At 66.0% G+C, this 25943-nt stretch carries 27 protein-coding genes; 16 read left to right on the plus strand and 11 right to left on the minus strand.

Annotated elements, in window-relative coordinates:
• Positions 1-45 precede the first annotated feature (45 nt).
• Genes ABC347_RS02600 through ABC347_RS02615 form a run of 4 tightly spaced genes read left to right on the plus strand, consistent with a single transcriptional unit; the run spans position 46 to position 3123 of the window.
• On the plus strand, positions 46-825 hold the full coding sequence (locus ABC347_RS02600; RefSeq protein ID WP_413244228.1) for an SDR family NAD(P)-dependent oxidoreductase: 780 nt from the start codon (positions 46-48) through the stop codon (positions 823-825).
• Positions 822-1580: an SDR family NAD(P)-dependent oxidoreductase gene (locus ABC347_RS02605; protein ID WP_413244229.1), complete on the plus strand. Its 759-nt coding sequence runs from the start codon at positions 822-824 to the stop codon at positions 1578-1580. The genes ABC347_RS02600 and ABC347_RS02605 overlap by 4 nt, the downstream gene beginning before the upstream one ends.
• 11 nt (positions 1581-1591) lie before the next feature.
• A complete protein-coding gene (locus ABC347_RS02610) occupies positions 1592-2359 on the plus strand; it encodes an SDR family NAD(P)-dependent oxidoreductase (protein ID WP_413244230.1) in 768 nt (255 codons plus the stop codon).
• An 11-nt stretch (positions 2360-2370) separates the two neighbouring features.
• Positions 2371-3123, plus strand: coding sequence for a glucose 1-dehydrogenase (locus ABC347_RS02615; RefSeq protein WP_413244231.1), 753 nt, complete (start codon positions 2371-2373; stop codon positions 3121-3123).
• Positions 3124-3153: 30 nt separating this feature from the next.
• On the opposite strand, the gene ABC347_RS02620 is transcribed toward ABC347_RS02615, so the two are convergent.
• Both ABC347_RS02620 and ABC347_RS02625 read right to left on the minus strand, forming a co-directional pair.
• Positions 3154-3756 carry a TetR/AcrR family transcriptional regulator gene (locus ABC347_RS02620; protein WP_413244232.1) on the minus strand — a complete coding sequence of 201 codons (603 nt, stop codon included), beginning with the start codon at positions 3754-3756 and terminating at the stop codon, positions 3154-3156.
• Positions 3756-5174 carry an aromatic ring-hydroxylating oxygenase subunit alpha gene (locus ABC347_RS02625; RefSeq protein ID WP_413244233.1) on the minus strand — a complete coding sequence of 473 codons (1419 nt, stop codon included), beginning with the start codon at positions 5172-5174 and terminating at the stop codon, positions 3756-3758. Before ABC347_RS02625 ends, ABC347_RS02620 begins: the two co-directional genes overlap by 1 nt.
• 149 nt (positions 5175-5323) lie before the next feature.
• On the opposite strand from ABC347_RS02625, the gene ABC347_RS02630 reads away from it, so the two are divergent.
• The 11 genes from ABC347_RS02630 (at position 5324) to ABC347_RS02680 (ending at position 14549) form a co-directional block, all read left to right on the plus strand.
• Positions 5324-6148, plus strand: a complete 825-nt coding sequence (locus ABC347_RS02630) for a glucose 1-dehydrogenase (protein WP_413244234.1) — start codon at positions 5324-5326, stop codon at positions 6146-6148.
• A 22-nt stretch (positions 6149-6170) separates the two neighbouring features.
• Positions 6171-7511, plus strand: coding sequence for an aromatic ring-hydroxylating oxygenase subunit alpha (locus tag ABC347_RS02635; RefSeq protein ID WP_413244235.1), 1341 nt, complete (start codon positions 6171-6173; stop codon positions 7509-7511).
• Entirely contained in the window at positions 7511-7930 is a 420-nt protein-coding gene (locus tag ABC347_RS02640; RefSeq protein WP_413244236.1) for a nuclear transport factor 2 family protein, read from the plus strand. The genes ABC347_RS02635 and ABC347_RS02640 overlap by 1 nt, the downstream gene beginning before the upstream one ends.
• Complete coding sequence (locus tag ABC347_RS02645) at positions 7927-8337, plus strand: GFA family protein (RefSeq protein ID WP_413244237.1); 411 nt, start codon at positions 7927-7929, stop codon at positions 8335-8337. Before ABC347_RS02640 ends, ABC347_RS02645 begins: the two co-directional genes overlap by 4 nt.
• 12 nt (positions 8338-8349) lie before the next feature.
• Entirely contained in the window at positions 8350-9096 is a 747-nt protein-coding gene (locus tag ABC347_RS02650) for a glucose 1-dehydrogenase (RefSeq protein WP_413244238.1), read from the plus strand.
• On the plus strand, positions 9093-9614 hold the full coding sequence (locus ABC347_RS02655; RefSeq protein ID WP_413244239.1) for a nuclear transport factor 2 family protein: 522 nt from the start codon (positions 9093-9095) through the stop codon (positions 9612-9614). The genes ABC347_RS02650 and ABC347_RS02655 overlap by 4 nt, the downstream gene beginning before the upstream one ends.
• On the plus strand, positions 9611-10135 hold the full coding sequence (locus ABC347_RS02660; protein WP_413244240.1) for a VOC family protein: 525 nt from the start codon (positions 9611-9613) through the stop codon (positions 10133-10135). The genes ABC347_RS02655 and ABC347_RS02660 overlap by 4 nt, the downstream gene beginning before the upstream one ends.
• Before the next feature lie 11 nt (positions 10136-10146).
• Positions 10147-11376 carry an aromatic ring-hydroxylating oxygenase subunit alpha gene (locus ABC347_RS02665; protein WP_413244241.1) on the plus strand — a complete coding sequence of 410 codons (1230 nt, stop codon included), beginning with the start codon at positions 10147-10149 and terminating at the stop codon, positions 11374-11376.
• Between the two features lie 113 nt (positions 11377-11489).
• A complete protein-coding gene (locus ABC347_RS02670) occupies positions 11490-12662 on the plus strand; it encodes an acyl-CoA dehydrogenase family protein (protein WP_413244242.1) in 1173 nt (390 codons plus the stop codon).
• Positions 12659-13729: a phosphotransferase gene (locus tag ABC347_RS02675; protein ID WP_413244243.1), complete on the plus strand. Its 1071-nt coding sequence runs from the start codon at positions 12659-12661 to the stop codon at positions 13727-13729. The genes ABC347_RS02670 and ABC347_RS02675 overlap by 4 nt, the downstream gene beginning before the upstream one ends.
• Before the next feature lie 52 nt (positions 13730-13781).
• Positions 13782-14549 (plus strand): TetR/AcrR family transcriptional regulator, encoded by a 768-nt coding sequence (locus tag ABC347_RS02680; RefSeq protein ID WP_413244244.1) that lies wholly within the window; start codon positions 13782-13784, stop codon positions 14547-14549.
• Here ABC347_RS02680 and ABC347_RS02685 read toward each other — a convergent pair.
• The 8 genes from ABC347_RS02685 to ABC347_RS02720 form a co-directional block, all read right to left on the minus strand.
• Positions 14519-16543, minus strand: coding sequence for a pyrroloquinoline quinone-dependent dehydrogenase (locus ABC347_RS02685; RefSeq protein WP_413244245.1), 2025 nt, complete (start codon positions 16541-16543; stop codon positions 14519-14521). The genes ABC347_RS02680 and ABC347_RS02685 overlap by 31 nt on opposite strands.
• A 1-nt stretch (position 16544) precedes the next feature.
• Entirely contained in the window at positions 16545-16784 is a 240-nt protein-coding gene (locus tag ABC347_RS02690; protein WP_413244246.1) for a biotin/lipoyl-containing protein, read from the minus strand.
• 27 nt (positions 16785-16811) lie between these two features.
• Complete coding sequence (locus ABC347_RS02695) at positions 16812-17819, minus strand: alpha-ketoacid dehydrogenase subunit beta (protein WP_413244247.1); 1008 nt, start codon at positions 17817-17819, stop codon at positions 16812-16814.
• A gap of 23 nt (positions 17820-17842) precedes the next feature.
• A complete protein-coding gene (locus tag ABC347_RS02700) occupies positions 17843-18841 on the minus strand; it encodes a thiamine pyrophosphate-dependent dehydrogenase E1 component subunit alpha (protein ID WP_413244248.1) in 999 nt (332 codons plus the stop codon).
• 10 nt (positions 18842-18851) lie between these two features.
• Positions 18852-20153, minus strand: coding sequence for a M24 family metallopeptidase (locus ABC347_RS02705; RefSeq protein WP_413244249.1), 1302 nt, complete (start codon positions 20151-20153; stop codon positions 18852-18854).
• Positions 20150-20623 (minus strand): cupin domain-containing protein, encoded by a 474-nt coding sequence (locus ABC347_RS02710; protein ID WP_413244250.1) that lies wholly within the window; start codon positions 20621-20623, stop codon positions 20150-20152. The genes ABC347_RS02705 and ABC347_RS02710 overlap by 4 nt, the downstream gene beginning before the upstream one ends.
• Positions 20624-20644: 21 nt before the next feature.
• Positions 20645-21406 carry an SDR family NAD(P)-dependent oxidoreductase gene (locus tag ABC347_RS02715; protein WP_413244251.1) on the minus strand — a complete coding sequence of 254 codons (762 nt, stop codon included), beginning with the start codon at positions 21404-21406 and terminating at the stop codon, positions 20645-20647.
• 94 nt (positions 21407-21500) lie between these two features.
• Positions 21501-21818, minus strand: coding sequence for a putative quinol monooxygenase (locus ABC347_RS02720; protein WP_413244252.1), 318 nt, complete (start codon positions 21816-21818; stop codon positions 21501-21503).
• A gap of 20 nt (positions 21819-21838) precedes the next feature.
• On the opposite strand from ABC347_RS02720, the gene ABC347_RS02725 reads away from it, so the two are divergent.
• On the plus strand, positions 21839-23350 hold the full coding sequence (locus tag ABC347_RS02725) for a tetratricopeptide repeat protein (protein ID WP_413244253.1): 1512 nt from the start codon (positions 21839-21841) through the stop codon (positions 23348-23350).
• A gap of 33 nt (positions 23351-23383) precedes the next feature.
• Here the strand turns inward: ABC347_RS02725 and ABC347_RS02730 are convergent, their stop codons facing one another.
• The gene (locus tag ABC347_RS02730) at positions 23384-25789 is read right to left on the minus strand and encodes a TonB-dependent receptor (RefSeq protein ID WP_413244254.1); all 2406 of its coding nucleotides are present in this window, start codon (positions 25787-25789) and stop codon (positions 23384-23386) included.
• Between the last annotated feature and the right edge of the window lie 154 nt (positions 25790-25943).

The following is a 25943-nucleotide window of genomic DNA, read 5'->3' on the forward strand; positions in this document are numbered from 1 at the left end:
GCGGCGCACGGTCGATCATAAGGACTGGACAAGGAGCGGGACGGGATGCGCAGGCTGGAGGGCAAGGTGGCGCTGGTGACAGGCGGCACCGGGGGGATCGGCGCGGCGACGGTCGCGCGGCTGGCCGCGGACGGCGCGCAGGTGGTGTTCACCGGATCGAACGCGGAATCCGCGGCGAAGGTGACGGAGGCGACCGGCGCCGATTTCGAGGCGGCCAAGGTGGAGGACGCCGCCGGCTGGCCCGCGCTGATGGACAAGATCATCGGGCGCTATGGCCGGCTCGACATCGCATTCGCCAATGCCGGCATCGAGGGCGGCGACGGCAGCGTCGAATCGATCGCGATCGACGGCTGGGAACGGATCGTGGCAGTGAACCTGACCGGCGTGATGCTGACCTGCCAGGCGGCAGTGAAGGCGATGCGCGCCAATCCGGGCGGCCCCAGCGGATCGATCATCGTCAATTCGTCGATGTCGGCCTACAAGCCGATGGGCAACTTCATCGCCTATTCCACGACCAAGGGCGCGCTGATCGCGCTGACCAAATCGGTCGCGATGCACTGCGCCAACCAGGGCACGCCGATCCGCGCCAATTCGATCCACCCCGGGGTCGTGGAAACCGACATGATCAAGAACATCATCGCCAAGCAGCCCGATCCCGATGCGGCGCGGGCGGCCTATAACGGCATGGCACCGCTGGGCCGGATGGCGCAGGTGGATGAAGTGGCGGCGCTGGTCGCGTTCCTTGCATCGGACGAGGCGGCATTCATCTCCGGATCCGAATATGCGATCGACGGCGCGTCGACCGCCGGGATGATGGGCGTATGAGCCGGCTCGAAGGGCGGGTGGCGCTCGTCACCGGGGGCCAGAAGGGGATCGGCCGCGCGATCGCGGAACGGCTGCTCGCCGACGGCGCATCGGTGATGATCGCCGATCTGGCCGACAGCGCCGACGACGACCTGGCCGCGCTGGGCGGCAAGGCAGGCTATGTGAAATTGGACGTGGGCGACGAAGCCGACTGGAAAGCGGCGATCGCGGCGATCCGGGACAGGTTCGGCCGGCTGGACATCCTGGTCGCCAATGCCGGCATCGGCGGGGTCAATCCTGTCGCGCAGATGTCGCTCGACGACTGGCACAAGACGCTGCGCGTGAACCTGGACGGCGTGTTTCTCGCGACCAAGCACTGTGCCGAGATGCTGGGCAAGGGCGGCGCGGACTGGTCCGGCGGGGCGGCGATCGTCAACATCTCATCGATCATGGGCCTCGTCGCGTTGCCAGGCGTCAGCGCCTACAACGCCAGCAAGGGCGCGGTGCGGCTGTTCACCAAATCGACCGCGCTGGAATTCGCCGCGGCCAAGCTGCCGATCCGCGTCAATTCGGTTCATCCCGGCTTCGTGGAGACGCCGCTGCTGCGCGACAGCTCGACGCAGGAGGAAAAGGATTTCTACAAGGCGAGCACGCCGATCGGCCGACTGGCGCAGCCGAGCGAGATCGCTGCGGTCGTCGCCTTCCTCGCCTCCGACGATGCCAGCTACATGACGGGGTCCGAGCTCGTCGTCGACGGCGGCTACACCGCACAATAGGGATCGGGCAAATGGACGTGATGGACGGCGCGGTTGCGCTGGTGACGGGTGCCGGCGGCGGCATCGGATCGGCGACGGTGGCCGCGCTGATCGATGCCGGTGCCGAAGTGGTGGCGACCGACCTGCGCGCGCCCGATTGCGGCACGCTCAACCTGGCGCATGACGTAGCGGACGCGGAAGACTGGGCACGCGTGGCCGCCGCGATCGAGCAGCGCTGGGGCCGGCTCGACTGCCTTGTGAACAATGCCGGGATCGCCACAATCAGCACGATCGAGGAAAACAGCATCGCCGAATGGCGCCGGCAGATGAGCGTGAACGTGGATAGCCTGCTGCTGAGCCTGCAGGCGACGCTGCCGCTGTTGAAGATTGCCGGCAAGGACCGGGCAGGCGGGGCCTCTGTCGTCAACCTCTCGTCTATAGGTGGGCTGGGCGGTGCGCCGTTCATGGCCGCCTATTGCACCAGCAAGGGCGCGGTGCGGCTGTTCAGCAAGAGCGCCGCGCTCGAGTTCGCGGCGCTGAAGTACAATATCCGCGTCAATTCCGTGCATCCCGGCGGGATCGAGACGGGGATGATGGAAGATATCCTGGCAGCCTATGTGCGGCTGGGGGCGGCCCCCGACGTGGAGACGGCGCGCGCGGGCGTGGATGCGCAGCATCCGCTCGGCCGCTGGGGCAAGTCGGAGGAGATTGCGGGCGGCATCGTCTTCCTGTGCTCGCCCGCCGCCAGCTTCATGACCGGATCGGAACTGGTGATCGACGGCGGCTTCACGGCGCATTGAGGAGACGGACGATGCTGGGAATTGACGGCAAGGTCGCGATCGTGACGGGGGCCGCATCCGGGCTGGGCGCGGCGATCGCGGCGCGGCTGGATGCCGAGGGGGCGACCGTGATCGCGACAGATATCGACGCCGCCAACGGCGCCGCCGCGGCCGGAGCCCGCAATCGTGGCGCCTTCCTGCAGCATGACGTGACGCAGGAAGCGGACTGGACCCGCGTGGTGGCCGAGACGCAGGAGCGGTTCGGCCCGCTCGACATCCTCGTCAACAATGCCGGGATCACGACGGTCGGCTCGATCGAGGATCTGAGCTACGCAGCGTTCCGCAACGAGCTGGACATCGATCTGTGCGGACCGTTCCTGGGTTGCCAGGCGGCGGTGCGCGCGATGGGCACGCGCGGCGGCGCAATCGTCAACATCTCGTCGGCATCGGGACTGAAGGCCAGCGGCTGGCTGGTCGCCTACAACGCCGCCAAGGCCGGCGTGACGCTGATGACGAAATCAATCGCGCTCTATTGTGGCGAGAAGGGCTATCCGATCCGTTGCAACACGGTTCACCCCGGCGCGATCGAAAGCCCGATGATCGAGAAGGCGGGGCTGCAGACGGGGGATGTCGACGCATTCCGCGCAGACCTGATCAAAACCCACCCGATCGGCCATCTCGGCCAACCCGAGGATATCGCGTCGATGGTAGCGTTCCTGGTGTCGGACGAAGCCGGTTTCGCAACGGGCGCCTCGTTCGTCGTGGACGGCGGGCTGACGCTGTGAGCCAAATCCTCCCCCGGTGTGGGAGGATCTTCAGGCCGCGCGTTGGGCTTCGCTCGGTTCGGTCAGGCCGAGCGCTGCGATTTCGGCTTCGATCAAGGTGCGCTGGCGGGCGGGGGGCCATTCTGCCGGGTCGTAGGTGGCCTGGGTGGCGAGGCCGCTGACCATCACGAGCAGGCGGCGGGCCTGATCGTCACGCACGCCGGCTTCGGCAATGCCGCCGGCCGCGGCGATCAGTTCGGCGAAGAAGGCCTTTGCCTCGCGGCCGCGCTGCTGCTGTTCGGCCATGAACAGCGGATCGGCCATCGCCGCGCCCCAGAAGGCGAACCAGATCTTCCAATTGTCGCGCCGGCGGCGGTCGATCGGCAGGATCGCTTCCAGGCAGCGGACCAGCCCTTCGCCACGATCGCGGCGGCGGCGGGCGATCTCGATCGTCTCTTCCATCGCGAACCGGTACGTCGCCAACATGAGTTCGCGCATGTCGCGGAAATAATGGCTGACGATCGCGGTCGAATAGCCCGCCTCGCGCGCGATCGAGCGGACGCTGACCGCGGCCAGGCCGCCCCCCGCGATCAGCCGCGCGGCAATGCGGATCACCTGCCTGCGGCGCAGATCATGATCGACGATCGCAGGCATCAGCCGATCGCGGACCGCGGATCGCCGGGGGCGATGTCGAGATAGCTGTCGAGCGTCTGGTGGATGTGGCGGATGCGTGATTCCTGATAGTTGGCGAAGGTGGCGGTGCGCTTCTTCGATGCGGCCATGCCTTCCTGCATCCAGCCCATGTTACCGGTGTCCTGATCATAGATCTCGCCCAGCGCGGCATCGACGCCGGGGACGGTGGTGTAGCTGTCCTCGATCCCGATCCGCACCGCTTCATAAGGATCGGGCCGGCCGCCGGGCGGCAGCGGGGCGAGCAGCAGCAGATCGAAAAGCGCCTTGGTCGGGTCCATGCCCAGCGGCCGGAACCGGTAGACGATGGGGAAGGACGGCGCGAGGAAGAAATGGCCGTTGGGGAACACGAAATAGCCGACGGTATCGATGATCTCGCTGGTCGAGCGATCGTCGAGATCCTTGCCGCCGGCCTTGATCACCGACTTGAAGTAATCGGCCATCACGGTGCGGGCCGAACCCTCGGCAGGCACCGTCAGCGCATCGCCCAGCGTCGAGCGGTCGCCGAGCACCATCGTGTCGATGATTTCCTGCTGGCTGACGCCGGGCCCTGCGGTCGGACTGGCGACGCCGGCAAGGCTGAAGAGCCGGTTCACATGGGGTGTGAACGTATCATATTGGGTGTTGATATCACCCGTGCCCTTCTGCAGCTGATAATGGGTAACGGGGGTGTGATAGCTTTCGAGGAACGCCTCGGAAGCCACCTTCCAGTTGCAGGGCAATTCCTTCTGCACATGCAGCGCGACGTAGCGATCCTCCATGCCCGCATGCGCGGCGTGATCGGGCAGCGGGGCAAGATACTCCTCCAGCGGCATGGCATCATCATCAAGATTGATGAATACGAACCCGCCCCAGGTGCCGACGCGGGCTTCGGGCAGGCTGAACTTCGCCTGATCGACGTGCGGGAAATCCCAGGCGCAGGGCAGTTCGCTCAGCTGTCCTTCGAGATTCCAGGTCCAGCCGTGGAAGGGACAGGCGAGCTTGGGGCTCCAGCCTTCGGTGAAGCTGGGCTTCAGCTTGGTGCCGCGGTGCAGGCAGGCATTGTAATAGGCCTTGATCTCGCCCGCGTCCGTGCGCGTGATGATCAGCGACCACGGGCCGATATCATAGACATAATAGTCGCCCGGATTGGCGACATGTTCCTCGCGGCAGGCCCATTGCCACGTGCGCGACCACATCCGGTCCATCTCCAGCTGGAAAAAGCCGGGATCGGTGTAGCGTTCGTACGGAATGTCGCGGTCGCCCAGAAAGGAATAGCTGTCGAGCCGGTAGGAGGCGGGCAGACGATCGGCATCGGGATCGCGCGCGATCACTTCCTGCACGGTCGAGGCACCGGGGCAGCGCGCGGCACCGGGGGCAGGAAACCTTTCGGGAGCGTTCATCGGCCATCCTCTCGCGATAATTTTCCAACACCTGTCATAAATAGCGGTGGCGGCCAACCTGCGCTTTGGTAGAGTGGCACGCGCAGGCGGCGGGGCGCACCCCTTCGCCATCGTACGCCTCATCAAGGGGCGGCGGAACAGGAGAGCCGATGCAAGGCGATTTCACGGGCAAGGTGGCGCTCGTCACCGGTGCCGCGCGCGGCCAGGGGCTGGCAGTCGCGCAGGCGCTGGCCCGGGGCGGCGCGAAGGTTGCGATGTCCGATATCGGGCAGAGCGAATTGGCGACGGTCGGCTATCCGCTCGCTACATCGGACACGCTGGAGGCGGAGGCAGAGGCGTTGCGCGCCGAGGGTGCGGAGATATTGACCGCAGCCTGCGACGTCCGCGATCAGGCCGCGATCGATGCGTTCGTGACTGCCGCGGTCGATCAATTCGGCGGGCTCGACATCATCGTCAACAATGCCGGCATTTTGAGTGGCGGCCGCCCGACCCACGAGATCGACGACGCCACCTGGGATGCGGTGATCGCCATCAACCTGACCGGCGTGTTCAAGGTCAGCCGGGCAGCGGCACCGCACCTGATCGCGCGCGGGGGCGGACGGATCATCAACATCGCTTCCGTCGCGGGGCTGATCGGCACGCCGAACTTCGGCCATTACTGCGCATCCAAGCATGGCGTCGTCGGGCTGACCAAGGCGATGGCGGCCGAACTGGCGCCGCATGCCATCACCGTGAACGCCGTCTGCCCCGGCGCGGTCGATACCAAGATGGTGCAGCATTCGATGACCGAACTGGCCGAGCAGATCGGTGGTACGGTGGATGACGCGTGGGATGCTGTGCTGTCCGTCCATCTGATCAAGAAGCCGATCCGGCCCGACCAGATCGCCGCGGCGGTCGCCTATCTGGCGAGCAACGCGGCTTCGCTGACGACCGGTTCCTGCCTGACCGTAGATGGCGGTTGGAGCACGACTTGAAATTCTCGCAGGGAGACGATCCATGCTGCACGAAAAGCCGCCGACCGCACCGACCTTTCCGACCGCGCCCGATGGCGGCGAGAAGCCGTTGCGCGGCGATCCGATCACTGCCGAACGCTATTTCTCGCGCGATTTTGCTGCAGCCGAGTGGCGCAGCATGTGGACCCGCGTCTGGCATGTCGGCGGGCGGATGGCGCAGCTCGAGGAAGCGGGCGACTTCATCGTTCACAACTTCCTGAAGGAATCAGTGCTGATGGTCCGTCAGGAGGACGGATCGGTCCGTGCCTTCTACAATAGCTGCCGCCACCGCGGGAACCGGCTGGCCTGGACCGAGGCGGGCGGCGTGACCGAAGGGATCAGCTGCGCCTATCATGGCTGGCTCTATGGGCTGGATGGCGTGCTGAAGGCGGTGCAGGACGAGGATGATTTCCCGCAAGGATCTCCGTGCGGCAAGCTGCGCCTGAAGGAAGTGCCCTGCGCCACCTGGGGCGGCTTCGTCTGGTATTCGATGGATCCGGATGCGAAGCCGCTGCTGGACTATCTCGACCCGATCCCGACGCTGTTCGCTGGCCGCAACCTCGACGAGATGGTGCGGGTGGTGTGGCGGACGGTGACGGTCAATACCAACTGGAAATTCTCGCCCGACAATTTCAACGAGAGCTATCATCTGCCGACCGTGCATCCGCAGATGCGACAGATGATCGACGAGGATTACAAGAACACTCGGTTCGACATGTTCCCGAACGGGCACAACCGAATGATCGAACAGGGCCAGCCATCGATGCGCGCCGATTTCCCCAACATGGTGGAGCCGGTGTGGGAGATGATGCTGTCCGACTGGGGGCTGGACCCCAAGGCCTATGAGGGCCGCGCGCGGGACGGGCGGCTCGCGCTGCAGGCCGCGAAGCGCGCGCAGGGCGGCGCGCGCGGCTGCACCTATTTCGATGCGATGCTCGACGACGAACTGACCGACTATTTCCACCACACGCTGTTTCCCAACGTGACGATCACCGGCACGCCCGATGGCGTGCATTTCTTCCGGACCGAACCGCTGGCGAGCGACCCCGAATGGTGCACCTTCGACTATTGGTACATGGTGCCGCGGATCGAGGGGCAGGACGAGGTGGCGACGGTCTACGGGATGCGGCCCTACGAGGAGGCGGAGCATGAATGCTCCACCTACGGCGACAGCAGCGGTGGCCACCATCTCGGCGATTTCATCGATCAGGACCTGTCGGTCGCGGTGGCGCAGCAGATGGGCTTCCATTCGCGCGGTTACGAGGATCCGTATCTGTCGGGCCAGGAGAGCCGGGTCCGCCGTTTCCACGAAGTGTTGAACGATTATCTGGAGGGACGACGCTGATGGCTTTCACCGGACCGCTCGAAGACCGTGTCGCGATCCACGAGCTGGTCGCCAGCTATGGCGATGCGGTGACCCGCCGTGACGCCGACGCCTGGATCGCCAACTGGGCGGACGGCGCGGTGTGGAAGCTGCCCGCCATCCCCGGTATGGAACGGGTCGAGGGCAAGGACGCGATCCTGAAGGCGTGGGTGGATGCGATGCCGGGCTGGCCCGAGCAGATCAACTTCCAGCGCTGCGGCGCGATCACGGTGGAAGGCGACCGAGCGACCGGGCACACCTATACCGACGAGATGAATGCCGACACCACCGGCAAGTGGGAACGCTGGATCAATCGCTACGACGACGAGTGGGTGAAGCAGGACGGCCAGTGGAAGTTCGCCAGCCGCAGCCTGACCGTGCTGACGATCCGCCCGGCATGAGCGAGACCCGCGACGGCGGCTGCCTGTGCGGCGCGGTGCGATACCGCGCGGCCTGGCCGCCGCTGGCGCAGGCTACCTGCAGCTGCCGCAACTGCCAGAAGCAGGCGGGATCGGCAGTCTCGGTGGTGCTGGTGTTCGCGCGCGACGCGCTGGCGGTGGATGGCACGCTCAAGACCTATACCGATCGCGGGTCGAGCGGGCAGGACGTCTATCGCCGATTCTGCCCCGAATGCGGATCGCCGGTGATCACAGATACGCCGCGCGCCGAAGGGCAGGGCGTGATCTTTGTGAAGGGCGGCACGCTGGACGACACCAGTGACTTGGCTCCGACTACGCATTATTGGCAGGACCATGCGCAGGGCTGGATGCGCTATCCCGAAGCCGACGTGCGACTGGCACGCGAGTAGAGGGAGCGGATGATGGGGCGGGTCGCAGGCAAGGTTGCGTTGATCACGGGTGCGGCGTCCGGGCTGGGCGCCGCGGACGCGAAGCGACTGGCCGAGGAAGGCGCGCAGGTCGTGCTGACTGATATGAACGCCGCGATGGGCCGCGAGACGGCCGCGGCGATCCCCGGCGCGCTGTTCCTAGAACATGACGTGCGCGACGAGGCGCGCTGGCAACAGGTGATTGCCGAGACGGTGGCGCAGTTCGGCGGGCTCCACATCCTCGTCAACAATGCTGGGCTAGTGCGCTTCGCCAATGTTGAGGAGTGCACCCTCGAGGAGTTCCGGCTGCACCAGCAGGTGATGGTCGAGGGCACGTTCCTGGGCTGCAAGCATGGCATCCCGGCGATGGCGAAATCGGGCGGGGGATCGATCGTCAACGTCTCTTCGGTCGGCGGGCTGAAGGGGATCGACGTGCTCGCCGCCTACAGCGCGGCCAAGGCGGCGCTGATCGGGATGACCCGCAGCATCGCGGTGCATTGCCAGGACCGGAAATACGCGATTCGCGTCAACGCGATCGCGCCCGGTGCGCACGACACGCCGATGACGCGACAGGCGCTGGAGCAGCTGCCGCACGATGGCGACGGCATGGCCCAGATCCAGGCGCAGGGGCAGGGCAAGCCAGAGGACGTCGCCAATCTGGTGCTGTTTCTGGCATCCGAGGAATCGCGCCAGATCACCGGAACGACGCTGGTGATCGACAATGGGGAGACGATGCGGTGAGCGGGTTCGACCTGGAGGCCGAAGTGCGCGATCTGGCCGCGCGGCGCGACATCGCCGCGGCCTGCCAGCGGTACATGCGCGGGCAGGATCGGCTGCTGCCCGAGCTGCATCACAGTGCCTTTCATGATGATGCCCATGTCGATTGCGGGCTGTTTGCCGGCGATGCCGCTGGTTTCGTCGGGTTCGCACAGGGCTTTCTCGGTGATTGCAAGGGGAGCCAGCACCTGATGGGCCAGCACAGCATCTCGATCGATGGCGATCGCGCGACCGGCGAGCTCTATTTCCTCGCCTGGCACCGGATCGTGGAGGACGGTGCCGACAAGGATCTGCTGGTGTGCGGCCGCTATGTGGACCGCTACGAGCGGCGCGCCGGGGCGTGGCGGATCGCCGACCGGCGCGAGCTGATCGACTGGGCGCGGACCGACCCGGCCGCCGACGGTTTCCTGGCGGCGCAGGCGGGCAAGCTGCTGATGGGCGCGCGCGGCGCGGCCGATCTGAGCGCGCAGGTGGCGGCATGATCGCCGGCCACCCGATCCGCCAGATCGCCTATTTCGTGAACGACGTGCGCGCGGCGGCGGCGCGCCATTCCGCGCTGTATGGATCAGGCCCGTTCTTCGTGGCCGAGCATATCCAGGTGCGGCGCGCCGATTATCGCGGGACGCCAGGCGAGCTCGATCACAGCTCGGCTTACGGCCAGTGGGGATCGTTGATGGTGGAGTTCGTGCAGCAGAACGATCCGGGCCCGTCCGTCTTCCGCGACATGTATCCGAACGGTGAGGAAGGGATGCACCATGTCGCGCTGATCGTGGACGATCTGGCGGCGGCGCGCGCGCGGTTCGAGGAAGCCGGCATGGCCTGCGCGCTGCATGCAGAGATGATGGATGGCTTCACCTTCCTGATGATGGATGCGGTGAAGCAATATGGCCATTTCATCGAGCTGTACGAAGGCGTGCCTTCGCTGACCGGCTTCTATGATTATGTCGCCCGCCAAGCGGCGAAGTTCGATGGCACCGATCCGGTGCGCGATATCAAGCTCTGAAGGAGGTTGGCATGGACATCGGGACCCGGGTTGCCGAACGGATCGAATGGGAAGCGAGGCGGGATGCGCCGCCGGCAGACTTCCCGGCGCTGCCGGAGATTCCCGGCGGCCGCTACACGCGCGACGATTTCTTTGCGGCCGAACAGGCGCATGTGTGGCGCAAGGCCTGGGTGCCGGCGGGGCGGACCGAGGATCTGAAGGAGCCCGGCAGCTACCGCATGTTCGAAAAGCTGGGTGTGCCGATCATCCTTGTGCGCGGGCGCGACGGTATCCTGCGCGGCTTCTACAATACCTGCCGCCACCGCGGTGCGCCGGTGGTGCGCGAGGAACAGGGCCGCACCACGCTGCTCCGCTGCCAGTATCACAGCTGGTCCTACGGGCTGGACGGCAAGCTGATCGGCGTGCCCGACGAGCGCGACTTCGCCTGTCTGAACAAGGCCGATCGCGGCCTGCTGGAAGTGGCCTGCGCCGAATGGGGCGGGCTGGCCTTTATCAACCTCGACAAGGATGCGTCGCCGCTGGCCGAACATCTCGGCCCGCTGGTTGACGAACTGGCCTGCGTGGGGATGGACGGCCTGCGCACCGTGCACATCGAACGCTATGTGGTCGACTGCAACTGGAAGGCGGCGATGGATGCCTTCCTCGAAGTTTATCACATCAACACCATCCACCCGACCAATGCCGGCATCATGCTGGACAGCAAGGCGGCGGCGATGGGGCTGATGCCGGGTGGCCATTCGCGGATGGCGACGCGCAAGAACATGAACAAGGGCATCAACTTCGTCGAATTCGAAGGCGCGCCCGACATCCCGTCGATGCCTGACCTCTATCGACTGAACAACACCGCCTATTGCGTCTTCCCCAACCTGATCACCCCGGTGGAGCCGACCGGTTTCCCCCTGATCTTCTTCTGGCCGCGCGGACGCGGGCAGACTGAGATCGAGGCGGTGTACGTCGCGCCGGATTGGGGCGATGCGCCGCGGCCCGCCTTCTGGGACACGTTCCTGGGCATCTTCCATGACGTGATGCTGGAGGACATGCAGAACCTGGCGCCGATCCAGAAGTCGCTCGACAGCGAAGCCTTCACCGGCATGATGATCAATTATCAGGAGCGCCGGATCTACTGGTTCCACGAGGAGATCGACCGGCGGCTGGGCGCGGAGAATATCCCCGAGGGACTCGCGGTGAAGCAGGTGCTGGAAGGCTTTGTCGAGGAGCCGCTGGCGATGGCGGCGGAATAGCGCCTCTGCCTTTGCGCAGGATTGACGCGGCGGATCGCGCATAGGACTTGGGGCCCGCCTATGAGGGAGATCCAAGCCATGACCGATCCGAACGCCTGCCGGAGCAGCGCACGATGAACGGCGTGGGGATCGAGCGCGCGACCGAGATCGCTGACAAGGTCGAGCGGTTCGTGCGTGAGGTGGTGATTCCTTACGAAAGCGATCCGCGTCGCGATGCGCACGGCCCGCTCGAGGACTTGGTCGTCGAGTTGAAAGACAGGGCGCGGGAGGCTGGCGTGCTTTCGCCGCACATCCTGGCCGATGGCGGCCATCTTAACCAGCGCGAGACCGCGATGGTGCTGCGCAAGAGCGGCCTTTCGCTGCTGGGGCCGATCGCGTGCAACACGGCCGCGCCCGATGAAGGCAATATGTATCTGCTCGGCAAGGTCGGCAGTCCGGAAATCAAGGAGCGGTTCCTGAAGCCGCTGGTCGAGGGCAAGGGCCGGTCCGCCTTCTTCATGACCGAGCCGGCGGCCGAGGGCGGGGCGGGATCCGACCCGTCGATGATGCAGACGACCTGCCGCAAGGACGGCAACCACTGGGTGATCAATGGCCGCAAGGCGTTCATCACCGGGGCCAAGGGCGCAATCGTCGGCATCGTGATGGCGAAGTCGGAAGACGGCGCCTGCATGTTCCTGGTCGATCTGCCCGACCCCGCGATCCGGATCGAACGCGTGCTCGACACGATCGACGGATCGATGCCGGGCGGCCATTCGATCATCGCGATCGACAATCTGCGCGTGCCGGCGGACCAGATGCTGGGCCATTCGGGCGAAGGCTTCAAATATGCGCAGGTGCGGCTCTCGCCCGCGCGGCTGTCGCACTGCATGCGGTGGACGGGCGCATGCATCCGTGCGCAGGAGATCGCGGTTGATTATGTCAATCGCCGCCATGCGTTCGGCAAGCCACTGATCGATCATGAAGGCGTCGGCTTCATGCTGGCCGAGAACATGATCGACCTGAAGCAGGCCGAGCTGATGACCGATTGGTGCGCGGACGTGCTGGACACGGGCGCGCTGGGCACGGCCGAAAGCTCGATGGCCAAGGTCGCGGTATCGGAAGCGCTGATGCGGGTGGCGGACCGCTGCGTGCAGATGATGGGCGGCACCGGGGTCAGCGGCGATACGATGGTCGAGACGGTCTTCCGCGAGATCCGCGCCTTCCGCATCTATGACGGGCCGACCGAAGTCCACAAATGGAGCCTGGCCAAGAAGATCAAGCGCGACTGGCGTGAATCCCAGGCATGAGCATCGACGCCGACGCCAATACCGGAACCACCCCCGTGCGCGAGGCGCACCGCTTCGACGAGGCGGCGCTCGACCGATGGATGCAGGACAATGTCGAGGGCTATGCCGGCCCGCTTGTCGTGGAGCAGTTCAAGGGCGGGCAATCCAACCCGACCTATAAGCTGGTCACGCCCGGCCGATCCTATGTGCTGCGCCGCAAGCCGCCCGGCAAGCTGTTGAAGGGCGCCCACGCGGTGGAGCGCGAGGCCAAGGTGCTGACCGGTCTCGCCAGGGCGGACTTCCCGGTGGCGCGCGTGCACGGCCTGTGCACCGATGACAGCGTGATCGGCACCTGGTTCTACGTGATGGACATGGTGGAAGGCCGCATCTTCTGGGATGCGACCTTTCCCGAAGTGTCGAACGCCGAGCGGCCGGCCTATTTCGATGCGATGAACGCCACCATCGCGCAGCTGCACGGGATCGACCCGGACGCCGTGGGGCTGGGCGATTATGGCCGCGCAGGCGGCTATCTCGAACGGCAGATCAAGCGCTGGTCGACCCAATATCTGGAAGATGTCGAAGCAGGGCGCGACCCGAACATGGATCGCACCGTGGAATGGCTGGCGGCGAATGTGCCGTCCGGCGACGAGACTGCGATCGTGCATGGCGATTTTCGCTGCGACAATATGATCTTCCACCCGACCGAGCCGCGCGTGCTGGCGGTGCTGGACTGGGAACTGTCGACTCTGGGCCATCCCGGTGCCGATTTCGCCTATCATGCGATGATGTACCGGATGCCACCGCACCTGGTGGCCGGGCTGGGCGGGGCGGACCTCAAGGCGCTGAACATTCCGAGCGAAGCGGAGTATCTGGCTGCATATTGCGCGCGCCGCGGGATCGACGGGATGCCCGACTACGACCTCTACGCGGCGTTCAACTTCTTCCGGTTCGCCGCGATCATCCACGGCATCAAGGGCCGGGTGATCCGGGGCACCGCTGCATCGGCGCAGGCCCGCCAGCGCGCAGACTCCTTCCCCGAACTGGCGGCGCTGGCCTGGGCGCAGGCGGAACGCGCAGGCGCACGCTGATCACGCAAACTTAGCGGTGGCGCGGGGCCGCAGCGCTTGCCATGAGCGGGCCATGGCCGAACCGTCAGATCAATCCGCGCTGCCAAGCCGTTCGGGGCGCAAGAAATATTCGAGCCCCGCGATGGCCGAGCGCCGCCAGCGCATCGTCGACCGGGCGCACGAGATACTGGGCGAGGGCGGGGTGCCTGCGCTGACGATCGGCCGGCTGAGCCGCGAGGCCGGGGTCGCGCCGCGGACGCTGTATCGGCTGTTCGGCGACAAGGAAGGCGTGATCTTCGCCACCGTGCACGATCGGCTGCGCGAGGTGCGGCTGGCGATCGCGCGGCGGGCTAAGACCTATACGATCGAGACGGTGTTCGACGAGCTCGACTGGATGGTCTCGGAAATGAACCGAGACCTGCTCTATGGCCGCACCGTGATCGGCTTCTTCTTTTCGACCGAGCCCCGCCCGGATGCGATCCGCGAGCTGGGATCGGTCGCCTACAACCGTTTCCGCAACTGGCTGGATCGCGAGATCGCGCTGGGCCACGCGACACGCGCGCTGGATCTCGAGCGGATCGCGCAGGAACTCGTCGCGACCGAATATGTGATCTACCATCGCTGGGCGGTGGGTACGATCGACAATGATGCCTGCCGGCTCGAACTGCACGCCAATTTTCTGAAGAGCGCGGTGATCGCGCTCGATGGTGCGGCACGTGACACGCATCTGGCGCTGCTTGCCGAGAAGCACCGTGCGCTGGGGATGAGCGCGATCGGCGCGGCGGCCTCCGCCAACCGCGCCGCACGCGATCAGGGGGCGGATTTCACCGGCAAAGCATAGGCGATGATCTCGTCCGATCGCGGCGTCTGGAACCACATATGCTGGCCGGATGCGATCACGACATATTGGCGCCCGTTCGCCATATAGCTCATCGGTGTCGTCTGGCTGCCGCCGGGCAGGCGATCGCGCCAGATCTCACGCCCGGTCGCCATCTCGATCGCACGCAGATAGCGATCCATCGTGGCGGCCACGAACAGCACGCCGCCGCGGGTGGCGACCGGGCCGCCGATATTGGGCGTGCCCTGGTTCAGATCGAACGGCAGCGGCACCGGCACTTCGTGATTGATTGTGCCGAGTGGCCGATCCCACAGCGTCCGCCCGGTCCTCAGATCGATCGCGGTGAGCCCGCCCCAGGGCGGCGGCGTGCACGGCGCGCCCCAAGGCGACAGCAGCCATTCGCGCTTCACTTCATAAGGCGTGCCCGCCATCGGCGAGACATCCTCGGTCTTGGTGACCTTGACGGATCCGCCAGCGCCCGAGCCGCGCGGCTTGAGCGTTATGACGGACGCGACCCGCGTGGTGTTGATATAGAAGATCTGGCGCTGCGGATCGACCGCGCCGCCGCCCCAGTTGGCACCCCCCGATGCCGCCGGATAGGTGATCGTGCCCTTCAGGCCGACCGGCGTGAACAGGCCTTCGCTACGATATTTCGCGATCAGATCACGGCACTTGCCCCGATCCCACGGCGTGAAGCCCCACGCCTGATCGGAGCTGATCGATTGCGGCGCGATCGGGCGGGGCAGGCGCGGGCGCGGCTGGGTGGGGGACAGCCATTCGCCAGGCGCGCCGCCCTGCGGCACAGGCACCTCGTCGATCGGGAACAGCGGGCGGCCGGTGCGCCGATCGAACACGAAGACATAGCCCTGCTTGGTGGGCTGAACGAGGGCGGGAATGCGAGTGCCACCGCGATCGATATCGATCAGCGTGGGCTGGGCCGGGGTGTCATAGTCCCACACGTCATGGTGGATCAGCTGCTGTGCCCAGACCAGCCTGCCGGTGCGCGCATCGAGCGCGACGACGCTGTTGGCATGACGATTGTCGCCCGGCCGCAGACCGCCATAATAATCGGGCGAGGCGCTAGAGGTGGGAAGATAGACCATGTTCAGCGCCGGATCGGCGGCGATCACGGACCAGACATTGGCGGCACCGGTGGTGCGGCGGCTATTACCCATCCAGTCGCGATCGGATCCGCCTTCCTGCGGGATCGGATCGAACGTCCAGATCTCGCGGCCCGAGCGCGCATCGAACGCGCGGATGATGCCGCGCGGGGCCGCCGAGCGGACATTGTCGAGCACCATCGTGCCCACGACAATGCTGTCGCCCGAAATCGCGGCCGGGCCGGCGAGCTTCACTTCACCGAGATGGTGGACGGGGCCGGGATCGATCCTGACGGTCCCCCCGGTGCCGAAGCCGGCGCAGGTGCGGCCGCTGACCGCATCGATCGCGATCAGCCGCATGTCGACGGTGGCGAGGACGATGCGCGTGGCGCAGGGCGCGGTGGGCGGCAGCGTGGCATCGCGCCACTGCGAGATACCGCGGCAGATATACTGGTCCGGCAGCTTGAAGTTGGGATCGATCTTGGGATCGAACACCCATTTCTCGCGGCCCGTGGCGGGATCGAGCGCGATCACGCGCGCGAACGGCGTGCAGGTGACGAGCGATCCGGCCGCCAGGATCGGGGTCGTCTCGCTGGTGCTGTCCGCCAGCATCGACTCGGGGCGGCGGCCGAGCTCGCCAGTTGAATAGCGCCAGGCCACCTTCAGATGCATCGCGTTGCCAGGCACGATCTGGCCGGCATCGGTGTAACGCGTGCCGCCGGCAGTGGCGCCCCACTGGTCCCACGCGGTCTGCGCAGGCTGATTGCCGGGGATGATGAGCGGGGGCAGCGGCGGATTGGCGATCCGCCACCAGAGCGCGGCCAGCGCCACGATCAGCAGCACGAGGATGCCGCCGATCAGCCGCCAGCGCCGTGGTCGTGCCCCCGCCGCCGCCATATCAGACCGCGATCGTGGCGATATGGGCGCGCACGTCGACCGTCTCGCCTTCCTCGGCGACGATCTCGGTCAGCGTGCCGGTGCCGGGGGAGGGCACTTCGACCGTGGTCTTGGCGGCTTCCACCTCGAGCAGCGGTTCGCCCTGCTCTACCTTGTCACCCACTGCCTTCAACCAGCGCACGATCTCGCCATCCTGCATGCCCATTCCGAACTGGGGCAGCAGCACTTTCATATTCGCCATGATCAAATTCGTCCTTGTTGCGATGGATCAGGCCGGCACCGGCTGCGCGCCGGCGCCCGCCGGTGCGCCGACCAGCTGGCGGGCGGCGGCGACGATGCGATCGACCGTGGGGTAGAGCGGCTTTTCGATCAGCGGGCTGAACGGCACATGCGTATCGGCGGTGCAGACGCGCAGCACCGGGCCGCGCAACGCATCGAACGCATGCTCGACGATCAGCGCCGCGATCTCGCTGGCTGCGCTACAGGTCTGATGCGCAGGGTCCACCATGATCGCGCGGCCGGTCTTGCGGACCGATTTCAGGATCAGGTCCTTGTCCAGCGGCACCAGGCTGCGCGGATCCACCACTTCGATCGAGATGCCCTCGGCCGCCAGCTTCTTTGCGGCCTTCAGTGCTGTTGGCACGCCGCCTGCGATGGCAACGACGGTGATGTCGGTGCCCTCGCGCTTGATATCGCCCTTGCCCAGCGGGATCAGGAAATCGACGTCGTCGGGCACCTCGTCCTTGCTGGACCAGCAGATGCTGTCCTCGAAACTGAGCACCGGATCATTGTCGCGGATCGCCGCCTTCATCATGCCCTTCATGTCATAAGCGGTGGACGGCGCCATTATCTTCAGGCCGGGCACGTTCATGAACATCGAATAGGGCCGGTCGCTATGCTGCGCGGCGTTGGAATTGCCGTAGAACAGCACCGATCGGATCACCATCGGCAGGCTGGCTTGGCCGCCATAGATATAGCGCGACTTGGCGACGATGCTCATGATCTGATCCATCGCCGGATACAGGAACGACGACAGCGTCACATCGACGATCGGCCGCATGCCGACCATCGCCGCGCCCGCGCCCGCGCCGACCATGCCGTTCTCCGAGATCGGGGTATCGCGGACGCGCTCCAGCCCGAACGCATCGACGAAGCCGGTGGTGGTGCCGAACACGTTGCAGATGATGTCCTCGCCCATGATGAACACGCGATCGTCGCGGGTCATCTCCTCATGCTGGGCCTGGAGGATCGCTTCGAGATAGGTGGCTTTTGCCATCGGGACTTGCTCCTCGGGTCCGCTCAGGCGGCGGTCAGAAAATCGGGGACCGGCAGCGGATCGGCGAAGACATCGTCGAACGCATCGGCCTGGGTCGGATAGTCGCTGTCCCGCGCGAACTGGAGCGCGTCCTCGACCTCGTCGGCTGCTTCCTTCTCCATCGCGTCGAGCGTGGCCGCGGCGACGCCCTGCGACAGCAGCTTCTCGCGATAGAGGGTGATCGGATCGCGCTTGCGCCAGCGATCGACCTCGTCGCCGCGGTCGAGCAGGATGCGGCCCATGTTCACCGCATGATCGGCGTAGCGATAGGTCTTGGTTTCGACGAGAGTCGGGCCACCGCCGGTGCGGGCGCGCTCGACCGCTTGCGCAACCGCGGCCTCGACCGCATCGACATCCTGCCCGTCGACGATGATCGCGGGCATGTTGTAGGCCTTGGCGCGATCGGCGACATCCTTGACGGGCACATGGGTGACGGCCGGGGTGGAGACGGCATAGCCGTTATTCTCGCAGACGAAGATGGCCGGCAGCTTCCATACCGCGGCCAGGTTCATGCCCTCGTGGAACGCGCCTTCACCGGTGGCACCATCGCCGAAGAAGCAGAGCGCGACGCGGCCATCGCCCTTCAGCTTGGAGCCCAGCGCAGCGCCGGCCGCGACTGGCACGCCCGAGCCGACGATGCTGGTCTCGCCCAGGCTGCCGACCGAGAAATCGGACAGGTGCATCGATCCGCCCTTGCCCTTGCAGATGCCGGTGACCTTGCCGAGCAGTTCGGCCATCAGCGGGCGCAGCTTGGCGCCCTTGGCGATCGGGTGGCCGTGGCTGCGATGGGTGCCGACCATATAATCCTGATCACCCAGCGCCATGCAGGCACCCACGCCGGACGCTTCCTGCCCGGCATAGGTGTGCAGCGCGCCAGGGATCTCGCCCTGCGCATGGATCGCTTCCGCCTTGTCCTCGAACGCGCGGATCCGCAGCATCCGGCGATATTTCTCGAGGCTGCGGTCGTTGCTCAGATCGGTCATGCTTGTCCTCTCAGGCCAGCGCGGGTTCGCGGGCGGGGGCGGTTTCGGCGACGATCAGTTCCAGCGGCGCGGCGTACATTGGTTCGGGGCCGTCGCTGGTGATCGCGTAGACATTCTCCATGTGGCAGGGGCCGAGCTTCGCGCCGAAGAACAGGCTGTCGAGGCTGATCAGCATGCCTTCCTCCATCACGAAGCCCTGCTTGACGCCGGCCAGGCCGGCGGCGGGATAGGGCAGCGGGATTTCCAGCGGCATCAGCCCGATGCCGTGCGCCACGGTCAGCAGCTTTTCGGGTGTCGGCATGCCGGCGGCCTTCAGATGTTCGTAGCCGATCGCGGGCAGGCTATGGGTGGACACGCCGGGACGGAGCTGATCGACCATCTTCAGGAAGCCGTCGCGCAGCACATCGTGCAGCCGCTGATAATCCGCCGAAGGTTGGCCGATCACCGCGGTGCGATTGATGTCGATCCAGAAGCCGTCGAGCACGCCCTGCGTCTCGAGGATTACGATATCGCCCTGCCGCAGCCGGCGCTTGCCGGCGGTGCGGAACAGATCGGGCGTGAAATCATCCTCGTCATAGGCGCCGCCGAACAGCATCGCGCCTTCGTCGACCGGAATTACGCCGTTACGCACCATGAAATCGCAGATGCCGGCCTGAACATCGTTCCAGTCGACGCCTTCGTGCAGTAGCGAGCCGGCATGCGCGATAACGCGATCGGCCATCAGCCCGACCTTGCGGTAGCGCGCGATCTCCTCCGGCGTCTTAACCACACGGACGCGCATCATGAAATCGAGCGCATCGCGATACTCGTGCGGAACGACAGGCGCCACCTTGGCCGACACGCGATGCTCGTCGAACGCGATAGTGGTGCCGGCCATGCCGTGATCGGCCAGCGCGCGAGTGATCGCCGCTGCGATATCGGGCTGGCATTCGCCCCGGATCGCGCCTGCCAGCGCGCCGGCATCCTCGGCCAGCTGGCCGCCGTTGCGATCGGGATCGATGTAGCGGCCGACCTCGCAGAAGTTCAGCAGATCGAAGGTACGCAGCTCGTCATAATCGCATTGCTCGCCATTCTTGTTGAGCACGGCAACGATGCCGAGATTGGCTTCCGGGATCGCCAGGATGGTCGGCTTGGCGGAATCGGCGAACACGATCGCGGCCGCATAGGGCTCCATCTGGGTCCAGCGTTCCAGCACCGAATGATAGCCGGTGGCGTAGCGCACGTCGTGCGGATGAGTGAGCACGGCCGCGTCGAGCCCTTCGGCCGCCATCATCTGCTGCAGCCGAGCGATACGCGGGTTGACCGCGCTCATGCCGCCTCGCGGTGCTGCTCGGCTTCCGCGCCCTCGTTCGACACGTCGGCGACGAGCGCGCCCTTCGACAGATCGCGCAGGAATTCATGGTTCAGGATGAAGCGGACGCCGCCCTCCTCATCGGTGAACGCAACCGCGCCGTGGCCCATGAACAGATATTCGGTCACCTGCTCGCAGCGCGCCTCGGCATGGCGCGAGCCGATCGGTTCATAGCCATAGGTGCCGGCAGGTGCGGAGCCGACATCGTAGATCAGCTCGCCCTTGGTGACGAAGTACGAACCGTGGCCCAGATGCCAGTGCGGCGCGAAAGTGGCGCCGGGCTGCATCTCGACCCACAGCACCCAATCCCCCGTTTCCTCGCTGTAGCGCAGCAGGCGGATGGTGGTGCCCTGGCCCAGTTCGTGCGGGCGGGCATCGGCGATGTTGACGATCAGGTCGCCCTGCTTGCCGGCATCATGCTCGTACGTCATCGGTCGTCTCCCGGTCAGAAATCACATGGTCGCGGTCAGGCCCTCGTCGGCTGCGATCACCGCACCGTGGACGGCGCTGGATTGCGGGCTGGCGAGGTAAAGGATCAGGTCGGCGATCTGGCTGGGCGCCATGAAGAAATCGCGTCGCGGCGAGGGGTGGGTGGCCATCAGTGCGGCGATCGCATGTTCGCCTTCGGGCGTACGCAGCCCGGCGGTGAGCGGCGTCGCCACCGCGCCGGGGCAGACGCAGTTGATGCGGATGCCCTTGGGGCCCTGTTCGGCGGCCAGCGTGCGCGCCAGCATCGCGACGCCGGCCTTGGACGCCGAATAGGCGCTGTCGCCGGAACGGCCCGCGGTTCCGCTAACCGAGCTGACGAACACGATGCGGCCTTCGCCGCGCGCAATCATCGCCGGCAGCACCGCCTGCGTGACATAGAATGTGCCCTTCAGGTTCACATCGATATGGAGATCGAACAGCGAAATCGGGCTTTCCGGCACCGGGTTCGGCGCCCATGTGGCAGCATTGTTGACGAGGATGTGCGCGGGGCCGAGCTCGTCGGCGAGCGACGCGACCGCGGCGGCCACTGCATCGGCATCGGCGATGTCGACCTGCCGCGCCGCAGCTGCCTTGCCCGCGCCAACCGCGGCATCAAGCTCGGCTTGCGGCGCGTTCGACAGGATCGCGACGGTGGCGCCTTCGGCGACGAACTGCGCGACGACGGCTTCGCCGATCCCCGACGTTCCGCCGGTGACGAGCGCGACCTGTCCGGCGAAGCGGCTCATGCTGCGGTCCGATCTGCGTTCACGAAGCTCTCCGTTCCAGCACTATATCCCGCTTTCCGCGCCGCCGCGAACCCTGCGACCTTGGCGAGGGCGATCATGCCGCCTGCTCCGCGATGTCGGCATCGGAAAGCGGCGTGTAGCGCACGATTTCCGGCTGGCCGTCGACGCAATCCCACCCTGCGGCGGACATCGCCTGATGATAGGGCATGTCGGGGTGCGCGGCGAAGGCGGCCTCATCGACGAACACCTCGGTGAACACGAACATCGCGGGATCATCCACCTGCCGCATCACCTGGAAGACCGGCACGCCAGGCTCGTTGGCGCGCACGTCCTGCTGCAGCTTGGCGGTCAGCGCGGCGAAGCGATCTGACTTTTCGGGCTTGGTGCGAACGTGCATGAGAAGGCCGATCATGGGGTAGGGACCTTTCGCCGATGGCGGGTGATATGCTGAACGAAGCGGCGCGGCTGGCGCAGGGCAGCGATCCCGCGGCTGCGCGCCCGGTGATCGCACGGCTGCTGGCGCGCGATCCACACGATGCCGATGCTCTGACGCTGAGCGGCCTGGTGGCCCAGCGGACCGGCGATGCGGCGGAAGCGGTGGCGGCATTCGGCCAGGCGCGCGACGCCGACCCCGCCAACCCGGCGCGGATCGGCAACCACGCGATCGCGCTGAAACAGGCGGGTCGCTTCGCCGAGGCGATCGCGGCGTTCGAGGCGGCGCTGGCGATCCGGCCGGCCGCGGCGGTGACGCTGGCCAATCTCGGATCCTGCCTGATCGCGGCCGAACGGGCGACGGAAGCCGAGCGCGTGCTGCGCCAGGCGGTGGCCGCCAAACCCGATCATGGCGAGGCCTGGAACAGCCTGGGGGTGGCGCTCGTCCGGCAGCGCAGGGCGGCTGAGGCGATCGATGCCTATCGTCGGGCGCTGGCAATCCGCCCCGGCCACATCGAAGCGACGCTGAATTTGATCGATGCGCTGATCGCGGCGGGGGACGCCGAAAAGGCCGAGCCGCTTTCGCGAGAGATGCAGCGTCTGCATCCTGCCAACCCGCGGGCCGCCAACCAGCTGGCCGGGCTGCTCGAGCGAAGCGGCGAGCGCGAAGCCGCGATTCAAATCTATCGGGAGGCGTTCGCGCGGGGACCGATCAATCATCCGATCGGCGTGAACCTGGCGACCGCGTTGATTGCCGCCGGTCGCGATGCGGAGGCGTTGCCGGTGCTCGATCGGTTGATCGCAGCGCTGCCGACCGTCACCACGCCGCTGGCGCTGCGCTGCGCTGCGCTCGATCGGCTGGGGCAGGCCGAGATGCGCGATGCGCTGATGGCGGTCGACCGGTTCGTGAGCATTCACGACATCGATGCGGTGATGGGTTTCGCCTCGATCGACATATTCAACCGCGCCCTCGAAGCCGAGCTTCGCGCGCATCCGTCGCTGACGTTCGAGCCGGCTGGACTGGTCACGCGCGGCGGTCGCCAGAGCGACGAGCTCACCAATGCCGACACACCTGCGATCGCCGCGCTCGCCGCTCTCGCGCGAAACGCGCTGGCGGAGCGGATCGTTTCGATCGGATCCGGCGACCACGCCTTTCTGATGGCGAGGCCGGAACGCTGGTCGCTGACGATGTGGGGCACGATCCTGTCGCCGGGCGGTGCTGTCGATCCCCATATCCATGCGCCCAACTGGCTGTCGGGCGTCTATTATCCGACGCTGCCCGCCGCGACCGACGACGGCGAGGCGGGCTGGTTCGCGATCGGGGCGCTGCCCGACCGGCTGGGTGGGGGCGGGACCATCCGGACCATGGCACCGCGCCCCGGCCGGATGATCCTGTTCCCATCCTATCTCTGGCATGCGACGCTGCCATTCGGCGGCGATGCCGAGCGGATCAGCTTCGCATTCGATCTGGTGCCGGAAGGAATCGGCCGCCCCCATCGACTTGACCGGTAATCCGGGCAGCGATGAGGACGGCGCGTCCATCGATCAGAACTTCGCCGACAGCTCGACGCCGAAGGACCGCGGCGGCGCATAGTTGGTGAAGTTGAACAGCCCGGCGACCGAATTGGCCGAGACGCGATACGTCTCGTCCAGCAGGTTCCGGGTAAAGACCGACACCCGGTACTTGTCGCTCGGATCGGTCCAGTGGACACTCGCGCCCACCAGCGTGCGCGCCTCGCCCTGCGTGAAGGGCGCATTCAGCGTGACCGATTCATATTCGGACTGATAGTTCAGATCGGCATTCAGGCTGAGCGTACCCCACGCCGCTGGCGGGAATTCATAGTTCGCGCTGACATTGCCCGTGAACTTCGGCACGTTGCGCAGCTTCAGGAAGGATGCGTCCTCGTTGGTGCCGTTGCCGTCGATGTCGGTGAAGAACTCCTTGTACTTCGCTTTCTGGAAGCCGGCCGATGCGCCCAGCGTGAGGCCGTCGACTGGCACCGCGCTCGCTTCCAGTTCCAGGCCGTAGACTTCCGCCTTGCCGGCGTTGGTCGTCCGCGTTTCCTGACCGGGCAGGCCGGTGATCGGATCGATGAAGGGCACCACGGCATCGCGCTGCAGGTCGTCATACTTCACGAAGAAGGCGGCAGCGTTGAAGCGCAGCCGGCGATCCGCGGTCTCGGTCTTCAGGCCAAGTTCGAAGCTGTCGGCGGTCTCTTCGCGGAACGGCAGCGCCGAGGTGGCGGACATCGCCTGCTCGTTATAGCCGCCCGACTTGTAGCCCTGGCTGTAGGTGAAATAATTGTTCACCCCGTCCGCGATCTCCCAGCGATAGCCGGCGCGAATGGTGGGCTTGGAGAATTTGGCGCTGTCCGAATATTCCGGCCAGAAGCCCGTCGCGATGACCGAGCGGCGGACCTGAGGCTGGACCGAGAAGCTCTTCTCTTCCTTGGTGTAACGTCCGCCGAGGAAGATCGAGAAAGGCTCGGAGATCTTGTATTCCGCTTCACCGAACGCGGCGTAGCTATCGACCTTGTAGCCGCCGGTGGACATGTTCGGATCGGTCAGCGCGGTCGGATCGCCCAGGAAGCGCAGGAAGCCGAGCAGCGACGTCGCCGTCAGATCGAGCTTCTGGCCCCAGTACATCGCGCCGACCGTGAACTTCAGTACATCCGAGAAATCGGACGAGAAGCGGCCTTCCAGGCTGTACTGCTTGCGGACGTCGTCACGCGTGGAGACGAACAGATAGGCGTTCTCGCCGGTATAGTCTGACGGCAGGATCGATTTGACGCGGCGATAGCCACCGACCAGCGTGAACGCGCCGAGGCCATCCACCTTGTGCTCGCCGCGCAGATAGCCGCCGTCGACATCGATCCGGTGGCCGAGCAGCGTGCCCGGGCAGGTGGGATCGGCGGTCGTGCCCTGATCCATCGCATTGCCGCGACACAGCGTGGTGCCGGTGTTGAACGGGCTCTGCCCGGTCGTCTGGATCCCGGGGAAGCCGACGACGTCGAACAGGAAGCCCGGCGGCGTCTCGTTCACGCTTGGCGGGGAGTCGCCGCGATCCCGCAGGATCTCGTAGGTGGCCATGATGCTGGTATCGGGGCCCGGTTCCCACAGCAGTTTCGCGCGCCCGCTGAAATATTCGCTGCCGCCGATCCGCTGGCCGCGACCGGGCACGCCCGAGATGCCATCGACATTATTGTTCTTGGTGAGCCGGTAGTAGCCGTCGCTCTTGAGATAGGAGCCCGCGGCGCGGAAGAAGAGCGTTTCGCCGAGCGGGATGTTGATCGCGGCCTTGGCTTCGCGGGTGTTGAAGCTGGAATAACCGACGCGCACTTCGCCGCCGAAATCCTTTTCAGGCCGCTTGGTGATGACGTTGACGACGCCGCCGACGGTGTTCTTGCCGAACAGCGTGCCCTGCGGACCGCGCAGCACTTCGATCCGCTCGATATCGAAAAGATCGAACAGCTGGGTCTGGACGTGGGCAAGGACGAAATCGTCGACCACAACGCCGATCGCGGGTTCGAACGTCAAAATGATGTCGCCGGTCGACTGGCCGCGGATACCGATCGAAGCGGCGTTGAAGCCGGGCACGTTGGTGATGACGACGTTCGGCACATCGCCTGCCAGCGCGCGGATGTCGGTCGCGAACTTGCGATCGATTGCAACCGCCGAGAAGGCAGTGACGGCGACCGGGGTTTCCTGCAGCGACTCGGCCACGCGCCGGGCCGTCACGACGATATCCTCAAGCCCGGTAGCCTGCCCGGCGGCGGGGGAGGGCGTAGCAGGAGCGGCAGGATCGGTCGGCGTCACGCCTTGGGCGGCGGATGGCGGCGCTTCGTTCGGTGCGGCATCAGTCTGGGCCAGGGCCATCGTGCTGGTGCCCGCCAACAGGCAACCGACAGCCGGACCCAAGGCGCGCGTGGCGCCCCGCAACAAATTCCCCATCACATCCTCCCTTTATGTTCATCCGCTTGCACGCGAATCAAACATCCCCACGGCCAAAATGGCCGCGGGCGATAAAAGAGCATAGATGATCGTTTGTGCAAACAGAAAAACATGCACGATTGTCTTTTTTGCAATGCAGCGGACTGCTTTGGAT

The sequence above is a fragment of the Sphingomonas canaveralia genome (assembly GCF_047238125.1).
Taxonomy (GTDB): Bacteria; Pseudomonadota; Alphaproteobacteria; order Sphingomonadales; family Sphingomonadaceae; genus JBDFMH01.